This is a genomic window from Burkholderia sp. WP9, assembly GCF_900104795.1.
In the GTDB taxonomy this organism is placed as follows: Bacteria; Pseudomonadota; Gammaproteobacteria; order Burkholderiales; family Burkholderiaceae; genus Paraburkholderia.
This window is the reverse complement of record NZ_FNTG01000002.1, coordinates 288,260-309,528: the sequence shown is the minus strand read 5'-3', so window position 1 is coordinate 309,528 and position 21,269 is coordinate 288,260. Positions and strand designations below refer to the sequence as shown.

Sequence of the window (21,269 nt, the reverse complement as noted above, 5' to 3'; positions counted from 1 at the left end):
ACCGCTATGGCAACCCTTGGAACCTATACGGCACCGCGACGGCCGCTCCCGCTAAGTTTGCTGTTGGCGTTGAGCGCGCTCTTTGCCGCGCTCGGTGCTCAGATCTTTCCCGTTTTCGGAATCATCTGTTTGGCGACGATCGCGTGTTCGCTATTGGAGGCGACAAAGAAGAATCTCGCCGGGCCGGCGTTCGTCATGCTCATTGTGTTCAGCCTTTACGTGTTGCCGCGCGCCGCCTTGGTTCTGCTAGGTGCGATCGACAAATTCTCGGGTTTCGACTTGAGTGACGACAACCAATGGATCATTGGAACGGTTCTGTTTGTCTATGCGTTTCTATCCGGAACCAAGCTCAGTGGGACCGATGGCGTTGCACTTGGTGCACCGGCAAAGGGTTCAAAGCTGGCAGTCGTGATCAGTCTGTTCATGATTGCCTGTTCCATCCTGTTCTTTTTCAGCTACTTGAAGGCTGTGGGCGGAGTGCAAGGCCTGATTGCGAATTACAACGCGGAAACCTATTTCGCGGCAACTCAGGACGAGGTGGGATCTGCAAGCAAGAATGGGTCGATCTACACGCTGATTTCGGGATTTGCTATCGTCAGTGCGGCGCTGTTTGCGCTTCGCAAATCTCGCAAAATGGTTATTTCTTATTCCATTTTGTGCGGCATCTCATTGGTGATGGCGGTCTGCTTCATCAAGCGCGAGTATGCGTTCGACGTATTGATGGCGATTATCGTCACGTTGGTTGCAAGAAAGTCCGTGGTTAGACTGCAAAAGCTCGCCCTGATCGGCTTTGCGGCCGCGGGAATGCTCTTCCTGCTGTTTCTCGTCAGATCCGGATTTCAGCCGGGCGATGCCGCTGCGGTTCCGTTGGCGCTACTCGACACCTCCGAATTCTGGGTGCTCGATCAGATTATCAACGTGTACCAGAATGGCATCGGACTGACCGATTACGACTATGGCTGGCTTCATGTCATGGCGCTCGTCTCGCCTTTCATGCCGTTCGATTCATATGTCCCCCTGGACCACATTCTGGTTGAGCGATCAATGGGAATTTCCGGCTGGGGAATTCCGCCGACAATTTTTGGTTACGCCTTTCTGGTATTTGGCTGGATTGGTCTGATTCCGTATGGTATTGCGCTTGGATACCTGATCGGCCGTGTTGACCGTTGGTTGAAAAATCGAACCCGAAAGAGTTGGAGTTTCCTGAGCGCATACATGATTTTCATCATGTATTGCTGGTTTCTATTTAGAAACGGTGACCCTGTATTGGCGGTGTTTTATACCAATCGGTACCTGTTCCTGGTGATTTTCGTTGCCTTGATTGAATGGGTGTTTAACCGTGGTTCGAGGCGAATGGCTACCGCGAACTCAATGAGAGTGCGGATATGACGCGACACTTCAATTCACTATTCCGTCAGGCGCTGGGATCGAATGTCGCGATATTGGGGCTGAATTTCGGCAATGTAGCCCTTACGTCGCTGTTCGCCGGTCTAAACACGCGCGGCGCGGTGACGGCGATTATGACGTATCCGCCCTTATTAGCTTCGATATGCTGTTTTGGGCTTCATCTGGGGTTCGTTTATCTGACGCAACGGTTCCCTGAACGCGCGGAAAGTCTCTTTAAATGTTTGATTGTCTGCGCGATTTTCTCACTTGGCGCAGGCACGCTCGTCAGCTTGACAATTGCACCGTATATCGCAAGTAAGATTTCGGCCGATAGGACGCTGGTGACGATTTGGACCATCGTTCTGACCGATTCTACGATCGTCTACGCGCTGTTTTCGGGTGCCTGTCAAACCGAAAAGCTGTTCCATGTATTTAGTGTCTCGCGATTGATGTCGCCAGCGGTGACCGCGGTGGGAATTCTCGTTTTCGGTCTGTTCTCGGTGGTGGAAACGCAAGCTTATCTGGCTGCCTACGCCGCTGGATCACTGGCAAGCAGTGCGTTCACGATCGTCGTGTGCATCAAGGAATATAAAAATAGAGGCGTGTTGGGACGGAAGGATGTACGCGAACTCGGCCGTCTCGCCTCGCTGTACTGGATTGGCGATGTAATGAACATCCTGGTTTGGCAGGTGGACAAGATCGCGTTAATCGCACTGTCCATGCCGATGCGGGAGGTAGGCATCTATACGATCGTCGCAGCAATTGCGCGGGGCGTAGGCCAAATTCCGATTTCGTTGAGTCAGGTGCTGCTGGCAAAGGCGATTGGGAAATCAAGAAATGCAGTGGTGGAACAAACTGCCGTCAATTTCCGATATATCACGGTTTTGTCGGTGCTGATGGCGGCGTGCCTGACCCCGGTCATGCTGTCCTCGTTCTTTATCACGAACGTGGAGATTTCCCGATTCCTCAAGGTCCTGTGCATTCTCTCAATTGATTCCTGTGTAGCGGGGGGAAGCCTGATTGTTTCTCAGGCGTTCAGTGCTGTAGGCGAGCCGCACAAGGGGGCGGTCCGCCAACTGGTGGGCGGCTTGTCTGCGATTGTATTTGCCTATCTGCTCGGGTTGCAGCTCGGTGTAGTCGGCGTTGCGACCGGGATTCTGATGTCCTCCGTTCTAAAACTCACTGTAGCGTGGGTCATGTTCAAGGGCGCTTTTGAAACGCGATCTGAAAATTGGATGCCTTCACGCACCGATTGGGGCGGGGCATTGGGTTTTTTAAAACGGGGAGGCTAAATGAATTCGTTAAAACACAAACTGACGTCGTTGCTGGAAATCATTCCGCAAGGCGATCACATAATATTTGCCGACTATCCCGTTTATTTCAACATCGGGGATCTGTTGATATTTCAGGGGAGTGAAAATTTCTTTCGTGATAACAATATCATCATCGATGACCGCTTCAGTCTGAAGGAAAAGTCGCAGCTTTCCAGAAATACGGTTGGCGACAGGGCGATCGTATTGCAGGGGGGAGGTAACTTCGGTGACCTTTATCCGTGGCATCAGTCATTTCGTGAGCAGATCGTAAGTCAATTTCCCGACAATAAGATTGTTCTCCTGCCGCAGACGATCCATTTTTCTGATTTGGCGAAGGCCAAGGAATCGGCAGCAATTTTCAAGAGACATAGAAATCTACACATCTGTGTTAGAGACGAAAAAAGCTACAAATTTGCCGCGGATTTTCTGAGCGACAAAGTCTATTTACTGCCAGACATGGCGCATTGGCTCTACGGATCATCACCGTTCAAACCGGCAATGCGCGATGCAGCGAACGGTACGCTCTGGTTGATTCGTGGAGACAAAGAGCAGCCGCAGGCTTCGCAAGTTTCGGAACTGCCGGTCCCTGGGCGGGACTTTCAAGGAGATTGGAACGATTTGCAGAAGTTTTCGGCGCCGTTTCTCGAACAGTGGTCTACCAAATTTCATCGCTTAGCGGGAATGGCTCCGGTCAGGGTGGTTCGTCCATGGAAAATGTACCTGCCGGTGGTGCGCTCAATTATCGAGGCGAATGTGAATTTCTTCTCGAAATACGAGCGCGTTGTGACATCGAGATTGCATGGGCACATTCTCGGTGCCTTGCTGGACAAAGAAATTGTTCTGATTGATAACTCGTATGGCAAAAACTCAGGTTATTACGAGTGCTGGACGAAGGCACTTCCGAATGTGGTCCTCTCTGCCAGCGGAGTGTGAGCCGTGCGGACAGCATTCGTATTGCTTTGGGCTGAGATTTCCGTTGAGAATTGGAAGAAGTCATTCGACGAAGGCCTCAGGCCGGACAGAACGCCCTATGGATATCATTATCTGGAGGAGTCTGGATTCGACGTGCTTTATTCGAAGTCGTTTAACGAAAACCCCCTTTCCCGTATTTTCAGAAAAATTGTATCCAGGATATTTCGTGCCGATCTCGTACATGCGCTGAGAAATATCAGGGGAATGGCAAAAGCGGACTACATCTTTACCCATACGGATAAAGAGACGTTCTCTGTTCTGCTGTTGAGAACAGTTTTCCCGTGGCTGATCAAAGCGAGGACCGTGTGCCAGATTATCTGGACCCCAGACGTGCTGAAACAGCAGAGTAAGTTCGGCGCAAGGATTCTCGGAGCTGTGTTGAGGAAGGCGGATCTGGTCATCACGTTGTCCAGCCAGAACCAGGACTGGTTGAACCAGCTCGACAGCCGGATCAACGCGAGATCGGTGAAATTCGGCATTTGTCGCGACAGCTTTTTGACTGAGGAGCTTCCGGCTATTCGGGACGATTCGGCAGTGAGAGTTCTTGCGATCGGTAATGACGAACATCGAGACTGGAACACGTTTTGTGCGGCTCTCTCCGAAGTGAGTGACATCCGCGTACGAGTGCTTAGCCGTACCTTCAAGAAATCGGTTGCGTCATATCCGGATGAATGGGAAATAGAGTCCGCAAATTCGCTCGGTGAGGTAAAGGACGCGTATGCATGGGCGGACCTCGTCGTGGTGCCGCTGAAAAGCAACATGCACGCGTCCGGCATTACCTGCGTACTGGAAGCGGCATTTCTGGGCGTGCCTGTCATCGCGGCAAATACCGGAGGACTGACTGACTATTTCGAAGATGGCGAAGTGATGTACTACGAGACGGGTAGCGCCGAATCGCTTGGTTCGCAAGTCAGGAGATTTGCCACGGATGTCTCGGCGCGACGGAGTTATCAGCGTGCGGCGTTTGAGCGTGCGCGCAAGGAAACGCTGACCTCGAAAAACTACATTGCCCAGCAGGTGAGTTTGATTCTGGCTCGAGATGCAATCGGGGGGACCTGATGAAAATAGTGCACGTATGCGAGACGCTGAAGGGCGGTATCGAATCCTATTTGGCGGAGATTATTCCGTTCCAGGTGGGTCTTTACGGAGCGGACAATGTCCACATCATCGTCCCCCGCGACGGAGCGGGCGGGCGAAGCGAGTTTCACGAAGCCGTTGTCTGGGAATTCAGGAGAAAAGGGCGTTCTTTCTCTACGATGCTGAATCTCTGCGTGGCGATTCTCAAGCTCGTCAAGACACAGGCGCCGGACGTTATCCATTTGCACAGCTCTTTTGCCGGCGCCATTGGTCGCGTTGTGTTGATGGCTTTGCGCAAGGAGACGAAGGTTGTCTATTGTCCGCACGGTTGGTCCTATCTGCGCCAGGGTGCAGAACGTACGAACTGGCTGTGGAAAAAGATCGAAACGATGCTGGCGGTAGCGTGCCACAAGATCGTTTGCATTTCCGAGCACGAGTACAACGCCGCACTCAACGCCGGCTTGCCAGAACATAAGCTGGAACTGATCGTAAGCGGAATTTCGGATGTCGTGTCGGACGCGCCGCGGAATCGGGTCATCTCACGCGAAGGCCGCGCGATACGCCTGTTATTCGTCGGCAGGCTGGATTACCAGAAGGGTATCGATCTATTGTTCAATGCGCTTCGGTCGGCTGCTCGAAATGATATCGAGTTGACGATAGTCGGGGAGGCCGTTGTCAATTCCGCTTGGTGGGCGCAGATTCGCGGATCGTGTCCTGAGAATGTGCAAATCATTGGCTGGCAGGAACGGGATGCGCTGCAGCTTTTTTATGAGCTCGCCGACGCTCTCGTGGTGCCTTCACGTTGGGAAGGTTTTGGCCTCGTTGCTGTTGAAGCACTCCGATCGGGCACGCCGGTGATATGCAACGTGGCGGGAGCGTTGCCGGATATCGTGGAACACAGGATTAGCGGTTATCACCTCGATTTTCAAAATACAGAGAAGGCGGTGGCTTTCTTCGCAGAGCTGAAGCTTGAAAACCTGGCCCACTTGAGGGATGCAGCGCGTGAGCGCTATACCAGCGTTTTTAAATCCCAGGCGATGAACGAAAAGATGCTGCAGATGTATCAAGCCGTCATTCCGCACGCAGAGGCGGTGGGCACCGCGGGGTTTATGGAGTAGGTGGCCCCGATTTATCGAGGACAATATGATTCATGTCGACTATGTGGTTGGTCACGATCCCGCAATTGATCGTGACGGTATCGGGGACTATGCGGAACAAGTGGCAGCAGCTCTGGGCCGACGCGCAACGCTCGGCTCGAAGATTGGCTTTGTTCATTCGAGATTCAAACCGGCGAGTATATTTAAATGGTTTGGATTTCTTCGATTCTTTAACCGATCGAACATTGTACATATCCAGTATCCGGTTGAGGGGTGGGGGACATCGGTCATGCCTGGCGTCGTGCCAGTCATAGGTCGGCTCTTTTTTCGATCGAGCCGCCTGGCTATCACGTTGCACGAATGGCGAAGCATGCACGTGTTGCGCCGTGCAAGCGTCTATTTGACGATTCTTCTGGCAGACGTCCTGATCTTTGCCTCTGAACGGGAACGAAAAGCATTTTTAAGTTCACGGATTGCAAAGTATACGAGGAGCGCTCAACAACAGGTGGTCATTCCGATCGCCGTGAATGTTGATATTCCAGAGCTTGAAACAGCCGATATTCTGGCGGCACGTGAAAGCGCACTGTCGCGGCTGGGCCTCGGAAGAAGCAGGCTCGGCCACGGCGAGTCCGCTCGCCAGTTGGTGCTAGGCTTTTTCGGATTCGTCTATGAATGGAAACAGCCGGAAAAAATGCTCCATATTGTCAATGCGCTGCTGAACAAAGGGTGCGCAGTGAATCTGGTTATGTGCGGCGATTTTCCGGATGGGCACGACGAGAAACGGGAAAATTTTCGCAAAAAAATCGCGGAGTATCGGCTCGAAGGCAATGTCGAATTGTGCGGCTATATCGAGCGGGCGGATGAACTGGCGTTACGGCTTTCTGCGTGTGACGTAGTTCTTCAGCTGTTCTCTGATGGTCTTTCGGCAAGACGAGGAAGTTTCTGGTACTCGGCCGAGCTGGGCACGCAGGTTCTTTCCACGTTTCCGGGCGCGCAGGACGAGTTCGAGCAGTGTGGAACAGGTTATGAGCCTTCGAATGACGAGCGTGTGTTGCTGGTTCCCGCAGACGATGATCCTGCCAACATAGCGGCGAGGATTCTGGACTGGACGCGACCATGGAGTCCACCGGTGAGAAGGACGATTGCGCCTACCTGGGACGAGATAGCGGCCCAACACGAGGGGGTGTATGCCGCAATGATGCCCGCCTCGCAACCGCTGACTGACGAACTGGTGGAGGAGGCCGTTCAGCCGGCGAAGACGTTCGGTTCGCGGTCGACGGAGAGCCGATGAAACCGGTCGATCGCCTGGAGAAAAGACGCTCCGTTGTGAAAGTTATCCTGACCGGGGTGTCTTTTCTGTTGCCCTCTTTGGCGCGATCGGCAGAAAGCGATGCATCTGCTTCTTCCGGCATTGCAAGGCCAGACGGTAAAAAGAGCAGCGTGCGTATCGACGAGCTGGGTGCGAAGGGTAACGGCGTTGACGACGATACGGAATATTTCACGCGTGCCATGCGGTCCGGCGTCACGGTCGTGGCCGGAAACGGAAAGGTCTATCGCGTCAGGCCGCTCGTATTCGTTAATTTAAAAAACGCAGTATTGGATCTGAATGGTTCAACCTTGCTGATAGACCGTCCTACCCCGACAGGTCCTTCGCCGTCGGGTCTTACCTTCAAATCTTCGTCCAGCTTAGGTGGATGTCAGAATCTGAAATTGAGTCATGGAAAAATCGCTTATGTATCGACGCCTTCTGCAAGAATCGACAACAATTTCTCGATTTATGTGGAGGGGGCTCGGGGACTGGAGATTTCCGGAATTGAGATCGATGGAAGCTGGTCGGCGGGGATCTGGGTACAAAAATCGACCCATGTTTATATCCACGATAATTATGTCCATCACACCAAAGCAGACGGCATAACCTGTCAGGGTTGCGGAGACGATATACGCATTATTTCCAACCGCGTGAGCTTGCCGGGCGACGACTGTGTCGCCGTAACGTGGTTCACGGGAAATGATGAATCCTACGTCGGAAATAGCGCGGGTGAGAAATATAGCTCGAACGTCAGAATAGCGAATAATATTTGCGAGGATGGTGCTGCTCGGGGAATTTTTCTTGGGGGCGTGTCGGGAGGCGAGGTCTGTTTCAACAGGATATCGAGAACCGACGCCATTGGCATTCTACTGGCCAGAGATACAGTGGACCGGTCTTCCGAGTTTTTCTATGCTAACGGTGTGAATAACTCGAATCTGAACGTGGATATCCACCATAACGCGTTGAATCAATGCGCTATCGCGTCCAATAGCAGATATGCGGAGGTAGGTGGGATCTGGATCTCCGAGCGGAATCGCGGTATCAGGGTAATGAATAATATTCTGTATAAATGCAATAATATTCACTTCTACTGTGCTGGGAATGCGGAGATTTACCAGAATAAAAGTTTTTCTCCCCAATGGGTCGCGGGCGGAAGGGTGAAAAAAGAACAGATGCTGGGGCGGGGCAGCCACATCGTAACGGGCGCCAATTCGGCAAGCAAGGGATGGAATTTTGGCCGAATTGACGAGAACCAGTTGATTGGCGATTGCTATTACGCAATCTGGATTGGCCCGGGAAGCCTCTCCAGGCAATGGCAGGTTGCCAGAAACCGGATCTTTGTTTCGACTGACACGACTCAGTCCGCAAATTTGCTGTCCACTGAAGCGGGGCAGAAAAACGCGGCGAGGATTACTGCCTGGATTCGCTCCGACAATCCGGGGAGGGTTTCTGTGCAAGACAACGTGGTTCAGGATCTCCGCGATGCGCCCACTCTTGATCCGTAAGTTGGTTTCCGGCGTCGGCGCGTGCAAGACCGAGTTCTGATCTTGCGCTCAGTCCCGGCCGTGAGCGTCTTCGGCCGCGCAGCGCGGAGCCGAGGCATTCTCGTGGTTAGCCGATCGCTCCAACTGCTGGTCGGATCCGTTCGGCGTTCTCAGACCATGCTCGATCCGATCTGCCGACGCACTCCTCGTGCGCGCCTCCTGCAGCGACCGCACGTAATCGTCCATTGCAACGTCCTGCTGAGGGCGACGCTTACGGCGTCCCCACAGGCGACCTACGCTGCCACAGACCTTGCTGATCACGACGGCAATGCAAACGGCCATGGCAAGGAACAACAGGGCGAGACTTTCGCCAATGTTCCGTAAGCGTGTCAGTGTTCGCGAATCTCGCACGATGGCTCCAAGGCGGGCAGCGCCTTAGTCTACCAGTTCGGAACGGCGGGCTTCGACGAGCCTTGAGCAAGCATTTGCGCGCGCGATCGGTACGCCTCGCGAAGGGCAGTCCTGCCGGCGGGGACCACGATTAGCGTCGCAAGCCGTATTAGCGGAGGTGGAATGAGCAGCGTATTTGTTCGGAAAGCGCTTTGTCAGTTGGCGTCCGCGCCGCCGAGCATGCTTTTGTAAGACTTCATTGCGGGGCTTAGCCTGAAGCGCTTATTGCCGGACGGCGCCTCAGTGTCGCCATGCGTTGAAGTCATTTCGGAATAGGACGCAAGGTTACTCGTGTCCGCCGAACTGCCTTGGGATAGAAGCGACGATTGAAGTGCGCGCTTCTTTGACATTTGAAACTTCAATTGACGCCCTTTTTTGTTTTTGTCGCCAAGTGCAAGATCGTCGCCGCTTTCCGATGCGGATTCAAGCATCATGTTGGTGAGGTAATCCGGCTCATCTATCAAATCCTTCCCTACGGTCGCTTCTTTGGTCAGGCTGGGTGGCGCGTAAGGCGAACTGTTGCCGTCCTTCTTGTCGTCGAGGTCCCGACGACGTTGGTGGTCCGCATAGCGACGCCTGTAATGCCCCAATTTCGACGTGTTCGAGTCCTCCGGCACAGGCAAACCGTTCGATGAGTAAGAGGTCAATGTGGCCGGATCAACCGACGTATAGTCCAGGTCGCTCGCGTTGCCGGTGGAATAAGTCGACTGAGCGGTTTGCCGGCTCGATGCGGTGTGATATTGAGCGAAGCCGGACGTGGACATTGCAAAAAGACACAGCAAACAGGCGCGCAAAGGTCTCACTGCCGCTCCTGACAGGTCGAAGAATTTCATTTCGGTTTGCGACGTAACGCGCTTGCGATTAACTTGATTGCCACGCCACCTGCTCCGTAAGAAGGCTTTGCAGATACTTGCCGTAAGCATTCTTGGCGAGCGGTTTGGCGAGAGCCTGCAATTGTTCGCCGTCGATCCATTGCCGCCGGTACGCAATCTCTTCGGGACACGCGACCACCAGTCCCTGACGCTTCTGCAGCGTGGCGATGAAGGTCGCCGCTTCGATCAACGAGTCGTGCGTGCCCGTATCGAGCCAGGCGTAACCGCGGCCCATGATCTCGACATTGAGCGCTGCGTTGGCGAGATAACGCGAGTTGACGTCGGTGATTTCAAGCTCGCCACGCGGCGACGGCTTGATGTCCGCGGCAATGTCGCACACCTGCTTGTCGTAGAAATAGAGACCGGTGACCGCGTAATTCGAGCGCGGTTTCGCGGGCTTCTCCTCGATCGAAAGCGCACGGAACTCGCGGTCGAACTCGACCACGCCATACCGTTCCGGGTCGTGCACGTGGTACGCAAAGACAGTGGCGCCTTCGGTTTTGTCGTTGGCGTTTTCCAACTGCTTCGCCAGATCGTGACCGTAGAAAATGTTGTCGCCGAGAATCAGCGCCGAGGGATCATTACCCACGAACTCCCGGCCGATGATAAACGCCTGCGCGAGCCCGTCCGGCGAAGGCTGCACCGCGTACTGGATATTCATCCCCCACTGGCTGCCGTCGCCGAGCATCGCCTCGAAGCGCGGCGTGTCCTGTGGCGTCGATATGATCAGCACGTCCCGGATGCCCGCCACCATCAGCGTGGACAGCGGGTAGTAGATCATCGGTTTGTCGTACACCGGCAGCAACTGCTTCGATACGACGTGCGTGATCGGATACAGGCGCGTGCCCGAACCGCCCGCGAGAATAATGCCTTTGCGCGCCATTGCCGTGCCCTTACGCGCGTTGCGCGTAGTTGGTCTCAACCCACTTGCGGTATTCGCCCGAGGCGACTTCGTCCGACCACGCCTGATTGTCCAGGTACCACTGCACCGTTTTCGCGAGGCCCGTTTCGAACGTCTCCGCCGGCTTCCAGCCAAGCTCGCGTTCGAGCTTGCGCGCGTCGATCGCATAACGGCGGTCGTGGCCCGGACGATCCTTCACGTAAGTGATCTGGTCGCGGTACGAAGCGCCCGCCTTCGGACGCAACTGGTCGAGCAGGTCGCACAGCGTGTGAACCACTTCGAGGTTCTTCTTCTCGTTCCAGCCGCCCACGTTGTACGTCTCGCCCGGCGTGCCGCGCGCGAGCACTTCGCGGATCGCGCTGCAGTGGTCGCCTACATACAGCCAGTCGCGCACGTTCTGGCCGTCGCCGTACACCGGCAGCGCCTTGCCGGCGAGCGCGTTGGCGATCATCAGCGGAATCAGCTTCTCGGGGAACTGGTACGGACCGTAGTTGTTCGAGCAGTTCGTGGTAAGCACCGGCAGGCCATACGTATGGTGATACGCGCGCACCAGATGGTCCGAACCCGCCTTGGTCGCCGAGTAAGGGCTGTTCGGCGCGTACGGCGTGGTTTCGGAGAATTGCGGATCGGTAGCGGATAGCGAGCCGAACACTTCGTCGGTCGACACGTGCAGGAAGCGGAAAGCGGCCTTGTCGGCCTCGCCGAGCGCATTCCAGTACTGGCGGGTCGCTTCGAGCAGCGTGAAGGTGCCGACCACGTTGGTCTGGACGAAATCAGCCGGTCCATGAATCGAACGGTCGACGTGGCTTTCCGCGGCGAAGTGCAGCACCGCACGCGGTTTGTGCTCGACGAACAAAGCGTCGAGTGCGCTGCGATCGCAGATATCCGCGCGCACGAAAATATGCTTCGGATTGCTCTGTTGCGACTTGAGCGTACCCAGATTGCCGGCGTACGTCAGCTTGTCCACGTTCAGTACCGCTTCGTCCGACGCGTTGAGCCAGTCGAGCACGAAATTGGCGCCGATAAAACCGGCGCCGCCCGTTACCAGAATCATAAATTTTCCTTCGAATGTGCGAGGCTGCATTCGATTGCTTTGCTGAAATGTTTTTGCATGAAATTCCCGGCCTTCTAAAACACCCGCACACGAATAAAGCGCGCATGCTTGCTCAACCGTTATCGGTGAATGATTGTCGAACGCCGACGGTCGTAGGCAAAAGTGGCAGAAATTGACCCGATAATTGCGAGATTGGACAAAGGGACCGGAAAGGGCATGCGCTGATTCGACGAACGGCTCCAGTCTCGCCAGCGTGATCCAAATCACGATCAGATCGGCGGAAGTGGTCCCGAGCCACTGCGGTGTCTCGGGTGCGCCGGTGGCTTCCGCAACGCTAACGCCTCGCGGCGCCAGCGTCTGTACGACGATGCGGCGTTGCGCCGCGAGATCGTCCACGGCCCGCACCATGCGGTGCGGGCCGTCGTCCTACCCGCACGCGCCCACTTCACCGCATGCCGTACAAAAGTCGCACCCATCCTTGCGAATCACCGCGTTCGCCCCGCACGACCCGCATTTGCGTCCAAGCATCGTATGCAGCCCTTGCGCGCCGCCAGGCTGCGTCAACGCGAGAGCGCCGGCGTCGGTTTCGACGGGATGCGGACGAATGCCGAAATCCGCCGGCAACGCCGTCTCGGCCCGCATCTGTCCGCGCGGCAGACGCGCGAGCATGCGCGAGGGCACCTGATTGCCCTCGGCGTCGAGAAAGCCGCGCCGATGCAGAATCTGCTGGATCGCAAAGGCGAGGGCGGCCACCTCCGAATCGTGCCAGCGCGGCGTGCGGTGCCCGTCCAGACGCTGCACTTCGCCGAGCCGAACCTGCCCGCGGTCCCACGAAACCTTGCGCATATCCTGCAGGTTTCGCGCGACAAAACCGCCGCGCGCCGCCAGCGAGAGCGAACGCATCGTCGCCGTGATCCATTGCTGCGATTCGTCGCGCTGGCCGGTCGGAATGAAGAACTCGATAGGCCGCTCGATAGTGACGTCTTCACCGCCCAGCCGCCCCGTGACCTCGATGAACGACACCGCTACGTAGAGCGACTTTTTGCCCGCCTGGGTCAGATACTCGACTTTCTCGATGATCGCCGGCAACTCGCCTTTAGGTCGATGATCGATTGCGATACGCAGCGGATCGAGATCGCTCTCGGCCAGCGTGTCGTCGGCTTGCGGCGGGCTCACGCTGAGCACCGCGCCGAGCGTCTCGTTGGGCCGATAGGTGGCGAGACCCTTGAGCCCGTTTTTCCATGCGTCGAAGTAGAGGCTTTCGAACGCTTCGAACGGATAGTCGGCAGGCACGTTCACGGTCTTCGAGATCGACGTGTCCACGTACGGTTGCACGGCAGCCATCATGTCGAGATGATCGCGCGCCGACATTTCCAGCGCGCTGACGAAATAGTCCGGCAGCTTACCGACATCGCCGCCGAGCTCGCGATAAAGACGATACGCATAGTCTTCGACGTCGAATGATTCGCGGCTGCCATCGGCCATCACCTTCATGCGCGTGTAGGTCCACGAGAAGGCCGGCTCGATGCCGTTCGACGCGTTGTCCGCGAACGCGAGGCTCACCGTGCCGGTCGGCGCGATGGACAGCAGATGGCTGTTGCGAATGCCGTCGCGGCGAATCGCCTGCTTGATGTCCTCAGGCAGGCGCGAGGCGAAAGTGCCGGCTTCCAGATAGCGCGCCGCGTCGAAAAGCGGAAACGCGCCGCGCTCGCGGGCCAGCTCCACGGATGCGCGATACGCCTCGTCGCGCATGAGTTGCGCGATGCGCACGGCGAAGTCGCGGCCTTCCTGCGAGTTGTAGCGCAAGCCGAGCATGACGAGCGTGTCGCCGAGGCCCGTGAAGCCCACGCCGATGCGCCGCTTGGCGCGCGACTCCTCGTATTGCTGTTGAAGTGGCCACAGCGTGACGTCGAGCACGTTGTCGAGAAAGCGCACCTGCGTGCGCGTGCGCCTGGCGAGGCCGTCCCAGTCGAACGACGGCTTGCGGCCTTTGATCTGCGCGAACGGGTCGATCACAAAACGCGTGAGGTTCAGCGGCCCGAGGTTGCAGCAGCCATAGGCCGGCAACGGCTGTTCGCCGCACGGATTGGTGGCGCGGATGGTTTCGACGGCGCGCAGATTGTTGTCCTCGTTCATGCGCGAGATGAACACGATGCCGGGTTCCGCGACGTCGTAAGTGGAGCGCATGATGCGATCCCAGATCGCGCGCGCGGGGCGTTCGCTGTAGACCCACAGTCCGTCTTCGCGCTGCCGCACGTCGTCGGCCGCACGCTGCGCCGGTGAGGGCTCGGCGCGATGCACGAGTTGCCAGGGTTGATCTTCTTCGACGGCGCGCATGAATTCATCGGTCACGCCGACGGAGACGTTGAAGTTGTTCCAGCGGCCTTTCGAATGTTTGGCCTCGATGAACTCCAGCAAATCGGGGTGATTGCAGTCGAGCACGGCCATCTGCGCGCCACGCCGCGAACCGGCGCTCTCGACCGTGCGGCACGACGCGTCGAACACGTCCATATAACTGCACGGTCCGGACGCCGACGAACTGGTGGTGTGAACGCGCGCGCCCTTGGGCCGGATCGCCGAGAAGTTGTAGCCGACGCCGCCGCCGCGCCGCATGGTTTCCGCGGCCTGCAGCAGGGCGACGTAAATGCCGGGCAAGCCTTGTTCGTCGACACCCTGAATCGAGTCGCCCACAGGCTGCACGAAGCAATTGATCAGCGTGGCCGCAATGCCGGTGCCCGCCGCGCTCATGATGCGGCCGGCGCCAAGCGCACCGTGCCGCAGATTATCGACGAAGAGTGCCTCGACCGATTCGCGCAGCGCCGGAGGTTCCGCCTCGGCCACGCCGCGCGCGACGCGTTTGAACACGTCGTCGGCCGATTGCTCGTCGCCTTTCGCGTATTTTTCCAGCAGGACGTCGAGGGAGAATTGCTGCGGTGCGACGAGTGGTGCGGGAGGCGCAGTTGCCGCGCGGGTGTCCGGCGTGTCTTCGGCCATGGTATGCCCTCAAACGGCGCCGCGAGGGGCACGGCGCGGTGGTGGAAGTGCGCGTCACGATACCGCCGGGCGTGGCACGGCAGGGTGACACGGCGCAATGAGGTCCACCTTAACGCACGTGGCGAAGAGCCGCAATCAAAGGGTGTTTTACCCACCGCGCGATGCGGGGCGCATGCGTTGCGTGCCGCTATGTGGGTGGTTCCGCCGGGCGGATCGGGCGCGTCGACTCAACGCGCGCGACGCCGGCAGGGGATTGAGGCATCAGTCCTCGGCGCACTCCAGAAGTTCAGCGCAAATCATCGCGGAGGCATTGGAAGGCGCCGGCCGCTCGGCCGGTTTGAACACCGCGTCGCCGCGGCGAATCTTGCGGCGGGACACCGCGCAGGTTCCTGACGTGTGTGCGGACCTGCGCCGCCACCGTTGCTCACCGTAATGACATCGTCCCGGCTCGACCCAGCGAATCACCAGCGTCGTGTCGGAGCGCTCGAGAATTTCGATGCGTACGCCATTGGCACCGTCCAGGGGGATGGACTCTAGGGTCATCGTCGTCGGCTCCGTATTGTGGTGTGCCGAATGTAGTCCGACGCGCGCCGGATAGCCATTGTGTCGCCGTTGAAACACTGTTCTTGAAACAGCAACAATGAAACTTGACATTCGAGCTATGCCGATAAGACGGGGCTTTGCGGGCCGCGGTCTTGCTATGACGGTAATAGGCCGGATTTTTGCAACGCAGTGTTGTACGCGGTGAGACAAGGCCGCTGCCCGCAAAGGGCGCCGGTGCTTCCTTTAAGATGTGGTTATTGATGAGCGACCGTGCAGCGCCAGTGTAGCGGTTTTGCATTTTTTCGGTCGGCTCGCACACGCCCCGAACAAGTCCCTGATGGGACGTCTTCCCAGAACCATAAGAGCTCACATGATTTCATCCTCACCAGTCGCACCTCCTGAACCGCCCGAAGCGCAAGACCGCCCGAAGAAGCAGAAAACGGCCTCGCTCGTGCTGTACATCGGGCTCGTGCTGCTGGCGCTGTGGGTGGTGCGCGATTTCATCGCGGTGGTCGCCTGGGCCGGCGTGATCGCCATCGCGCTGTGGCCGCTGTTGCGCAAGGTCGAGGGCAACCGCTGGTTCACCGGCCGCACGACGCTGATCGCGGCGGTGCTCACGCTGCTGATCGCGTTGCTGGTGGTGCTGCCTGTGGGTATCGGCATTGCTCAGGCGCTTCGCGAAGCGCATGACCTGAACGAGTGGTTCAAGACCGTGCAGGAAAACGGCATTCCGCTGCCGGACTTCATCCAGCACCTGCCGTTCGGCGTGCAACAGATTTCAGGCTGGTGGCAGGCCAACCTCGCTCAGCCGCTGCGCGAGTCGGCCGCCATGAAAGGACTGCATAGTCCGGCGGTCGTGACGCTCGGCCGGCACTTCGGCGCGCGTGCGGTGCATGCCGTCACGGTGTTCGCGTTCATGCTGGTCACGCTGTTCGTGATCTTTCAGGCAGGCCCGCGTTTGTCGGGCTCGCTGCTCAAAGGCGTGCGGCGGGGTTTCGGCGACGACGGCGCGCAGCTTCTTCAACGCATGGCCGCGGCGGTGCGCGGCACGGTCTCGGGACTGGTCGTGGTCGGACTCGGCGAAGGCGCGTTGATGGGCGTCGCCTACTTCGTGACCGGCTTGCCGCACGTTGCGCTGCTCGCGTTCATTACCGCGATCGCGGCGATGCTGCCGTTCTGCGCGCCGATCACCTTTGCCATCGCGGCTGTGTGGCTGATGTCGCAAGGCTCGGTGGCGGCGGCCATCGGCCTTGCCGTGTTCGGCTCGGTCGTGGTGTTCGTCGCCGAGCACTTCGTGCGGCCGGTGCTGATCGGCAACTCGACGCGATTGCCGTTCCTGCTGGTGCTGTTCGGCATTCTCGGCGGAGCGGAAACGTTCGGGCTGCTCGGTATTTTCATCGGCCCCGCGCTGATGACCGTGCTGATGGTGTTGTGGACCGACCTCGTGCAATAGTTGCACGGTGTTGTCCGGTCTGTTCCGGCGCGACGCCTGATCCGTTCAGGGCCGCCGATTCGACGGATGCTCCTGCGGCGCAGGCTTTACGCAGCCAAGCGTGTATTTCAGCGCGGCGGGCAGCAGCGCACTCCAGACGTCCCAGGTGTGGCCGCCGTCGATAATGCGCAGCGCCGCCGGATTCCCCGACAGCCGAAGGTGCGTATAGAGCGACGATGCCTCGGCCTGGATCGCGAGGTCGTCGTCGCCGGCAGCGATGAACACCGGCAGACGATACGGCCGGCTCATGTAGCGTTCCCACTGCGCCGGATAGTTGAGCTCGTGCCAGATGCGCGTATCGAACTCGCGCTCGCCGAACACCCCGACGCGACGTGCCGCCGAGGCGCGCGGGGGTTCATTCGCATAGATCGCGGGGCTTAGCAGCAGCGCGCCGCAAAAGCGTTCCGGCTGCGTCATCGCGTAACGCAGCGCGCCGAACCCGCCCATCGAGACGCCGCCGATCATCCGTCCGCTGCGCTGTGTCGCGACCGCGTAGTGCGCTTCGATTTCGGGCAGCAGATCGTCGAAAAACGCGGTCTCCATCTTCTCCTTGCGATCGACGTACCAGTCCGTGCCGCCTTGCGGCATCACGATCGCAACCGGAGGCATCGCCTTGTGCTCGATCAGCGCGTCGGCCGCCGTTTGCAGATGGCCTTGCGTGATCCAGTCGTTAGCGTCGCCGTTGTTGCCGTGCAGGAGGTAGAGCACGGGCAGGCGGCTGGCGTCGGGGCGGTAGCCGGTCGGCAGATAGATCGTGTAGGACCACTCGCGGCCGAGCGCGTCCGAATAGAAGCTTCGGCTGATGACGGTGCTGGCGAGCGTCGGCGCGCTGGTGGACGCGGCGTAAAGTGCAACGAGTGCGGAACGTAGGAATAGACGCATGTCGGATCAGGAGGCGCGCCGCGCAGGTCGCGCGCGGCCGCGATGCTATCGGGATCGGCTGGGGGTTCTAGCGCTGGCGCACGGACGCACGCACGCCGTTCAGGGCGATGTGCGCAGCCGCCCGTTATAGAGCCGCCCAGCCAGCCGCTTGAGCGGCTCGGCGCCCAGCGCTACCGCGAACAGCGCGGCGACTGCGGCCGCATCGGCGAGCAGTCCGAGCGGATAGTTGAGATAGCCGTCCGTCGCCGCGTACAGCACGGAATCGACCACGAGCGAGATCACGGCGCCGGCGATAAAGCACAAGAGCCCCTTGCGCCCGATCACGCCGACCCACGGCATCCATTGCGCGAGCTTCTTCGCCCAGCCGAGCTGAATCAGATTCGCGACGAGCCAGGCGATGGCAAGAAAATTGACCGCGCGCAGATAGGAGAGGTTCTGTTTGAGGCTGGCATCGAGCGGCTCGCGCTCGATAAAGAGCTTGTAGTAAGCCGCTGCCGCCACCACGGCGAACGCCAGCACGCTGACGAGCCAGCTCAGGCGGTGCGTGCTGATGCGCTGATAGACCGGCTGGCAACGGGCCAGCACGCCGAGCACGAACAGTAATTGCCAGGCGAACGGGTTGAAATCCCAGTGCATGTCCGGCGCGGCGGGCAGGTAGGCGTCGATGGCCGGAGCCCCGGCCCACAGCGCGATGCTGCCGGCCAGCAGCAGCCATGGCTTGCTGCGCGCGAGCGGCAGGATCATGGGCACGAGCAGGGCGAAGAAGGCGTACATGGGCAGCACGGAAGCCAGATAAGGCTGGCGGCGGAACAGCAGAATGTCGCCCAGCGCGGCGAACGGGGTGTCGATCAGGTCGTCGAGATCCGTGGTGGCGAGGTTCGGTCCGTCGATGCTCAACGCGGTGAGTACCGCGCTGACCAGCAGCATCAAGGCGGCGGTCACGAGAAACGCCCGATAGATTTCCAGCGAGCGCCGCAGGAAGCGGCTGCGCGCGATCGTCTCGTTGCGCCGTTCGGCCAGCGCGGCATAGGCCGTGGCGGTGGCGAAGCCGCCGAGAAACACGAAGACTTCGGCGGCATCGCACAGCGCGTAGGCGTGCAGCGTGATACGCGACAGGATGCTGCCGCCGATGTGATCGACGACGATGATCAGAAGGACCAGTCCGCGAAAAAAATCGAGCTCGATCAGACGGGGTTGAGACTTTTGCATTGTGTGATGCCCAAAGCAAGCCCCGTGCGACGGCGCGCTGATCCAGCGCGGCAGGCGTCTCACAAGGCTTTTAGAAATTGGATTGGAATACAGCGGCGCATACGCGATTCACGGCGCCGCGCTCAACCGGCCGCGATCCGGCACGGATGCCAAGGCGCGTTGCCACGGTCGAGCAGGCAGTAAAAATGACCTTCGTGACGGCGCGGAGTTCCGCTGCGGCGCCGCAAAAGCTTTCTATTATATTTCTTTCCGTGACAAATCCGCGCTGGGCAGCGCGAGTCAACGGCGCGTCGAGCGTTGCCCGACTCAAGACCGCCGGGCGCTGCGTCGTTTACCTGAATGAGCGCTGCGGTAAAAGGGCCTGCCGCACCAAGTGGAGATTTCGCAACAATTTGAGATATCGACACGACACCCAATGGACGGCAGGCTAACGGCGTGTGAGGATTTCCGTAAAGCGCATCCGGGGCGGTCAGTCCCGGGTCGAAGCGCCAAGAACAAAGCGGCCGGATCGAGTTGTCCCATTGCTCGAGTGCAGGGAGATCGTCATGAACAGGCAAGTGTTCGCGCTAGCTGTCTCCGCCGCTGTGTCCGCCACTTTTGCCGCGTCGGCCTCGGCGCAGACGAGCGTGACGCTTTACGGCGTGCTCGACGAAGGCATCAACTACACCAACAATGTCGGCCGTGGCCATGTCTACGAACTGGCGAGCGGCTTTGCGCAAGGCAGCCGCTGGGGGCTGAAAGGCGCCGAGGATCTGGGCGGCGGTCTGAAGGCCATTTTCCAGCTGGAAAACGGTTTCGACGTGAGCTCCGGGCGGCTTAATCAGGGTGGCCGGATGTTCGGCCGCCAGGCGTTCGTCGGTTTGAGCGCGGACCGGTTCGGCACGTTGACGTTCGGCCGCCAGTACGACTCGGTGGTCGACTATCTGGCCCAGACCACGGCCAACGGCAACTGGGCGGGCTCGCTCTTCTCGCACCCGTACGATAACGACAACACAGACAACACGTTTCGCCTCGACAACGCGGTCAAATACACCAGTCCGTCGCTGTCCGGCTTTCAATTCGGCGGCGTCTACAGCTTCAGCAACGACACCAATTTCGCGAACAATCGCGCGTACAGTTTCGGTGGTCAGTATGCGTATGGCGGCTTGCTGGTGGCCGCCGCGTATCTGCAGGCCAACAATCCCGGCAACGGCGCGAATGGTGCGGTCACGGCGAACGACGCCGGCTTCATCGCCGCCCGTATGCGGGTGTTCGGCGGCGGCATCACTTATACGTTCGGCCCGGCGACGGCCGGTTTCGTCTATACCAATTCGAACTATCTGGACCCGACCGGCAACGGCTATCTCGGCGTGACGCCGCTCGCGCCGCCGGGCGTGCTGCTGAATTCGCTGAAGTATCAGAACTTCGAGGTGAACGGCAAGTATCAGATCTCGCCGATGCTGTTCGTCGGCGCGCAGTACGTGTACACGATGGAAACCTACGACGCCTCGACCGGCGGCGTGAAGCCGAAAATCCACTCGTTCGGCTTAATGGCGGACTACAACCTGTCCAAGCGCACCGACGTCTACATTCAGGGCGAATATCAGCAGGTGACAGGCGACACGACCTATTCGATTCTGGACGAAGCCTTCACGCCCGGTACCCAGTCTCCTTCATCGACGTCGAAGCAGGTCGTGGTGCGGGCGGCGATCCGGCATAAATTCTAGTTGCGATTGAATTGATGGCGCGCCAACGCCGCGCTGCCGATTATCGGCGAATGCGGCCGGAATTAAGATCGTGAATAGCGGCGGGTGTATCGATCCCGAACGGATTGACGCTCAGCTCAGTTCACCACGTAATTCTGAATCAGGATGCCGACTAACACGCCGAACGGAATGCCGAAGGTTCTGCCGCGCAGGGTGGCGTTGATGTCTTCATCGAGCACGAAGCTGCAACGGCGCTCGCGCCAGACGGTTTTGTAGGCGAATGGCTTTGCATCGACGATGACGATTGAAATCAGCGCGGTCACGATAACCTGTTGCAACGCATGCAGTTTGGCCATAAACGGCGAAAATTCACCGGCATTGCACAGCAGCAGCATGATGACGGCGGCAATCAGCGTGCCGAAGAAAAAACCACTCATGAATCTGTTTGCTGAACTGAGAGAATCCAATTGAACCTCGGCTTCATTCGCCGCCTCACTCGAAGCGGTGAATTAAAAATATTCTGACGGGAATGGTTTTCCATTCGATCGA

Annotated in this window: 18 protein-coding genes; 10 read left to right on the top strand and 8 right to left on the bottom strand. The window is 58.4% G+C overall.

What is annotated here, in order from left to right; genetic code table 11:
• The first annotated feature begins 6 nt into the window (after positions 1-6).
• The 7 genes from BLW71_RS22685 to BLW71_RS22655 are packed head-to-tail and all read left to right on the top strand — an operon-like array spanning position 7 to position 8,659.
• Positions 7-1,389, top strand: a complete 1,383-nt coding sequence (locus BLW71_RS22685) for an O-antigen polymerase (RefSeq protein ID WP_091801825.1) — start codon at positions 7-9, stop codon at positions 1,387-1,389.
• Positions 1,386-2,678, top strand: coding sequence for an MATE family efflux transporter (locus BLW71_RS22680; RefSeq protein ID WP_091801822.1), 1,293 nt, complete (start codon positions 1,386-1,388; stop codon positions 2,676-2,678). The genes BLW71_RS22685 and BLW71_RS22680 overlap by 4 nt, the downstream gene beginning before the upstream one ends.
• Complete coding sequence (locus BLW71_RS22675) at positions 2,679-3,632, top strand: polysaccharide pyruvyl transferase family protein (RefSeq protein WP_091801819.1); 954 nt, start codon at positions 2,679-2,681, stop codon at positions 3,630-3,632.
• A gap of 3 nt (positions 3,633-3,635) precedes the next feature.
• Positions 3,636-4,730, top strand: coding sequence for a glycosyltransferase (locus BLW71_RS22670; protein ID WP_091801816.1), 1,095 nt, complete (start codon positions 3,636-3,638; stop codon positions 4,728-4,730).
• A complete protein-coding gene (locus tag BLW71_RS22665; protein WP_091801812.1) occupies positions 4,730-5,866 on the top strand; it encodes a glycosyltransferase in 1,137 nt (378 codons plus the stop codon). The genes BLW71_RS22670 and BLW71_RS22665 overlap by 1 nt, the downstream gene beginning before the upstream one ends.
• A 25-nt stretch (positions 5,867-5,891) precedes the next feature.
• Positions 5,892-7,136, top strand: a complete 1,245-nt coding sequence (locus BLW71_RS22660) for a glycosyltransferase family protein (RefSeq protein ID WP_091801809.1) — start codon at positions 5,892-5,894, stop codon at positions 7,134-7,136.
• Positions 7,133-8,659, top strand: coding sequence for a right-handed parallel beta-helix repeat-containing protein (locus BLW71_RS22655; protein WP_091801807.1), 1,527 nt, complete (start codon positions 7,133-7,135; stop codon positions 8,657-8,659). Before BLW71_RS22660 ends, BLW71_RS22655 begins: the two co-directional genes overlap by 4 nt.
• Before the next feature lie 584 nt (positions 8,660-9,243).
• Here the strand turns inward: BLW71_RS22655 and BLW71_RS22645 are convergent.
• From BLW71_RS22645 to BLW71_RS22625, 5 genes are all read right to left on the bottom strand, one after another.
• Positions 9,244-9,921, bottom strand: a complete 678-nt coding sequence (locus BLW71_RS22645) for a dTDP-4-dehydrorhamnose 3,5-epimerase (protein ID WP_286162076.1) — start codon at positions 9,919-9,921, stop codon at positions 9,244-9,246.
• A 28-nt stretch (positions 9,922-9,949) separates the two neighbouring features.
• Positions 9,950-10,843, bottom strand: coding sequence for a glucose-1-phosphate thymidylyltransferase RfbA (gene rfbA, locus BLW71_RS22640; protein ID WP_091801800.1), 894 nt, complete (start codon positions 10,841-10,843; stop codon positions 9,950-9,952).
• 10 nt (positions 10,844-10,853) lie between these two features.
• Positions 10,854-11,915, bottom strand: coding sequence for a dTDP-glucose 4,6-dehydratase (gene rfbB, locus BLW71_RS22635; RefSeq protein ID WP_091808733.1), 1,062 nt, complete (start codon positions 11,913-11,915; stop codon positions 10,854-10,856).
• 426 nt (positions 11,916-12,341) lie between these two features.
• A complete protein-coding gene (locus BLW71_RS22630) occupies positions 12,342-14,909 on the bottom strand; it encodes an adenosylcobalamin-dependent ribonucleoside-diphosphate reductase (RefSeq protein ID WP_091801796.1) in 2,568 nt (855 codons plus the stop codon).
• Between the two features lie 261 nt (positions 14,910-15,170).
• A complete protein-coding gene (locus tag BLW71_RS22625) occupies positions 15,171-15,452 on the bottom strand; it encodes a DUF3331 domain-containing protein (protein ID WP_091801793.1) in 282 nt (93 codons plus the stop codon).
• A gap of 370 nt (positions 15,453-15,822) precedes the next feature.
• Between BLW71_RS22625 and BLW71_RS22620 the strand changes: the two genes are divergently transcribed.
• Positions 15,823-16,905 carry an AI-2E family transporter gene (locus BLW71_RS22620; RefSeq protein WP_091801790.1) on the top strand — a complete coding sequence of 361 codons (1,083 nt, stop codon included), beginning with the start codon at positions 15,823-15,825 and terminating at the stop codon, positions 16,903-16,905.
• 45 nt (positions 16,906-16,950) lie between these two features.
• On the opposite strand, the gene BLW71_RS22615 is transcribed toward BLW71_RS22620, so the two are convergent.
• Both BLW71_RS22615 and BLW71_RS22610 read right to left on the bottom strand, forming a co-directional pair.
• On the bottom strand, positions 16,951-17,826 hold the full coding sequence (locus BLW71_RS22615) for an alpha/beta hydrolase (protein ID WP_091801787.1): 876 nt from the start codon (positions 17,824-17,826) through the stop codon (positions 16,951-16,953).
• Positions 17,827-17,925: 99 nt separating this feature from the next.
• Complete coding sequence (locus BLW71_RS22610) at positions 17,926-19,035, bottom strand: OpgC domain-containing protein (protein ID WP_091801783.1); 1,110 nt, start codon at positions 19,033-19,035, stop codon at positions 17,926-17,928.
• Between the two features lie 82 nt (positions 19,036-19,117).
• Here BLW71_RS22610 and BLW71_RS41090 point away from each other — a divergent pair, with 82 nt between their 5' ends.
• A complete protein-coding gene (locus BLW71_RS41090) occupies positions 19,118-19,378 on the top strand; it encodes a hypothetical protein (RefSeq protein WP_143048390.1) in 261 nt (86 codons plus the stop codon).
• A 202-nt stretch (positions 19,379-19,580) separates the two neighbouring features.
• Positions 19,581-20,741 (top strand): porin, encoded by a 1,161-nt coding sequence (locus tag BLW71_RS22605; protein WP_091801780.1) that lies wholly within the window; start codon positions 19,581-19,583, stop codon positions 20,739-20,741.
• A gap of 116 nt (positions 20,742-20,857) precedes the next feature.
• Here BLW71_RS22605 and BLW71_RS22600 read toward each other — a convergent pair whose 3' ends face one another.
• Positions 20,858-21,157, bottom strand: a complete 300-nt coding sequence (locus BLW71_RS22600) for a hypothetical protein (RefSeq protein ID WP_286162075.1) — start codon at positions 21,155-21,157, stop codon at positions 20,858-20,860.
• Positions 21,158-21,269 lie beyond the last annotated feature (112 nt).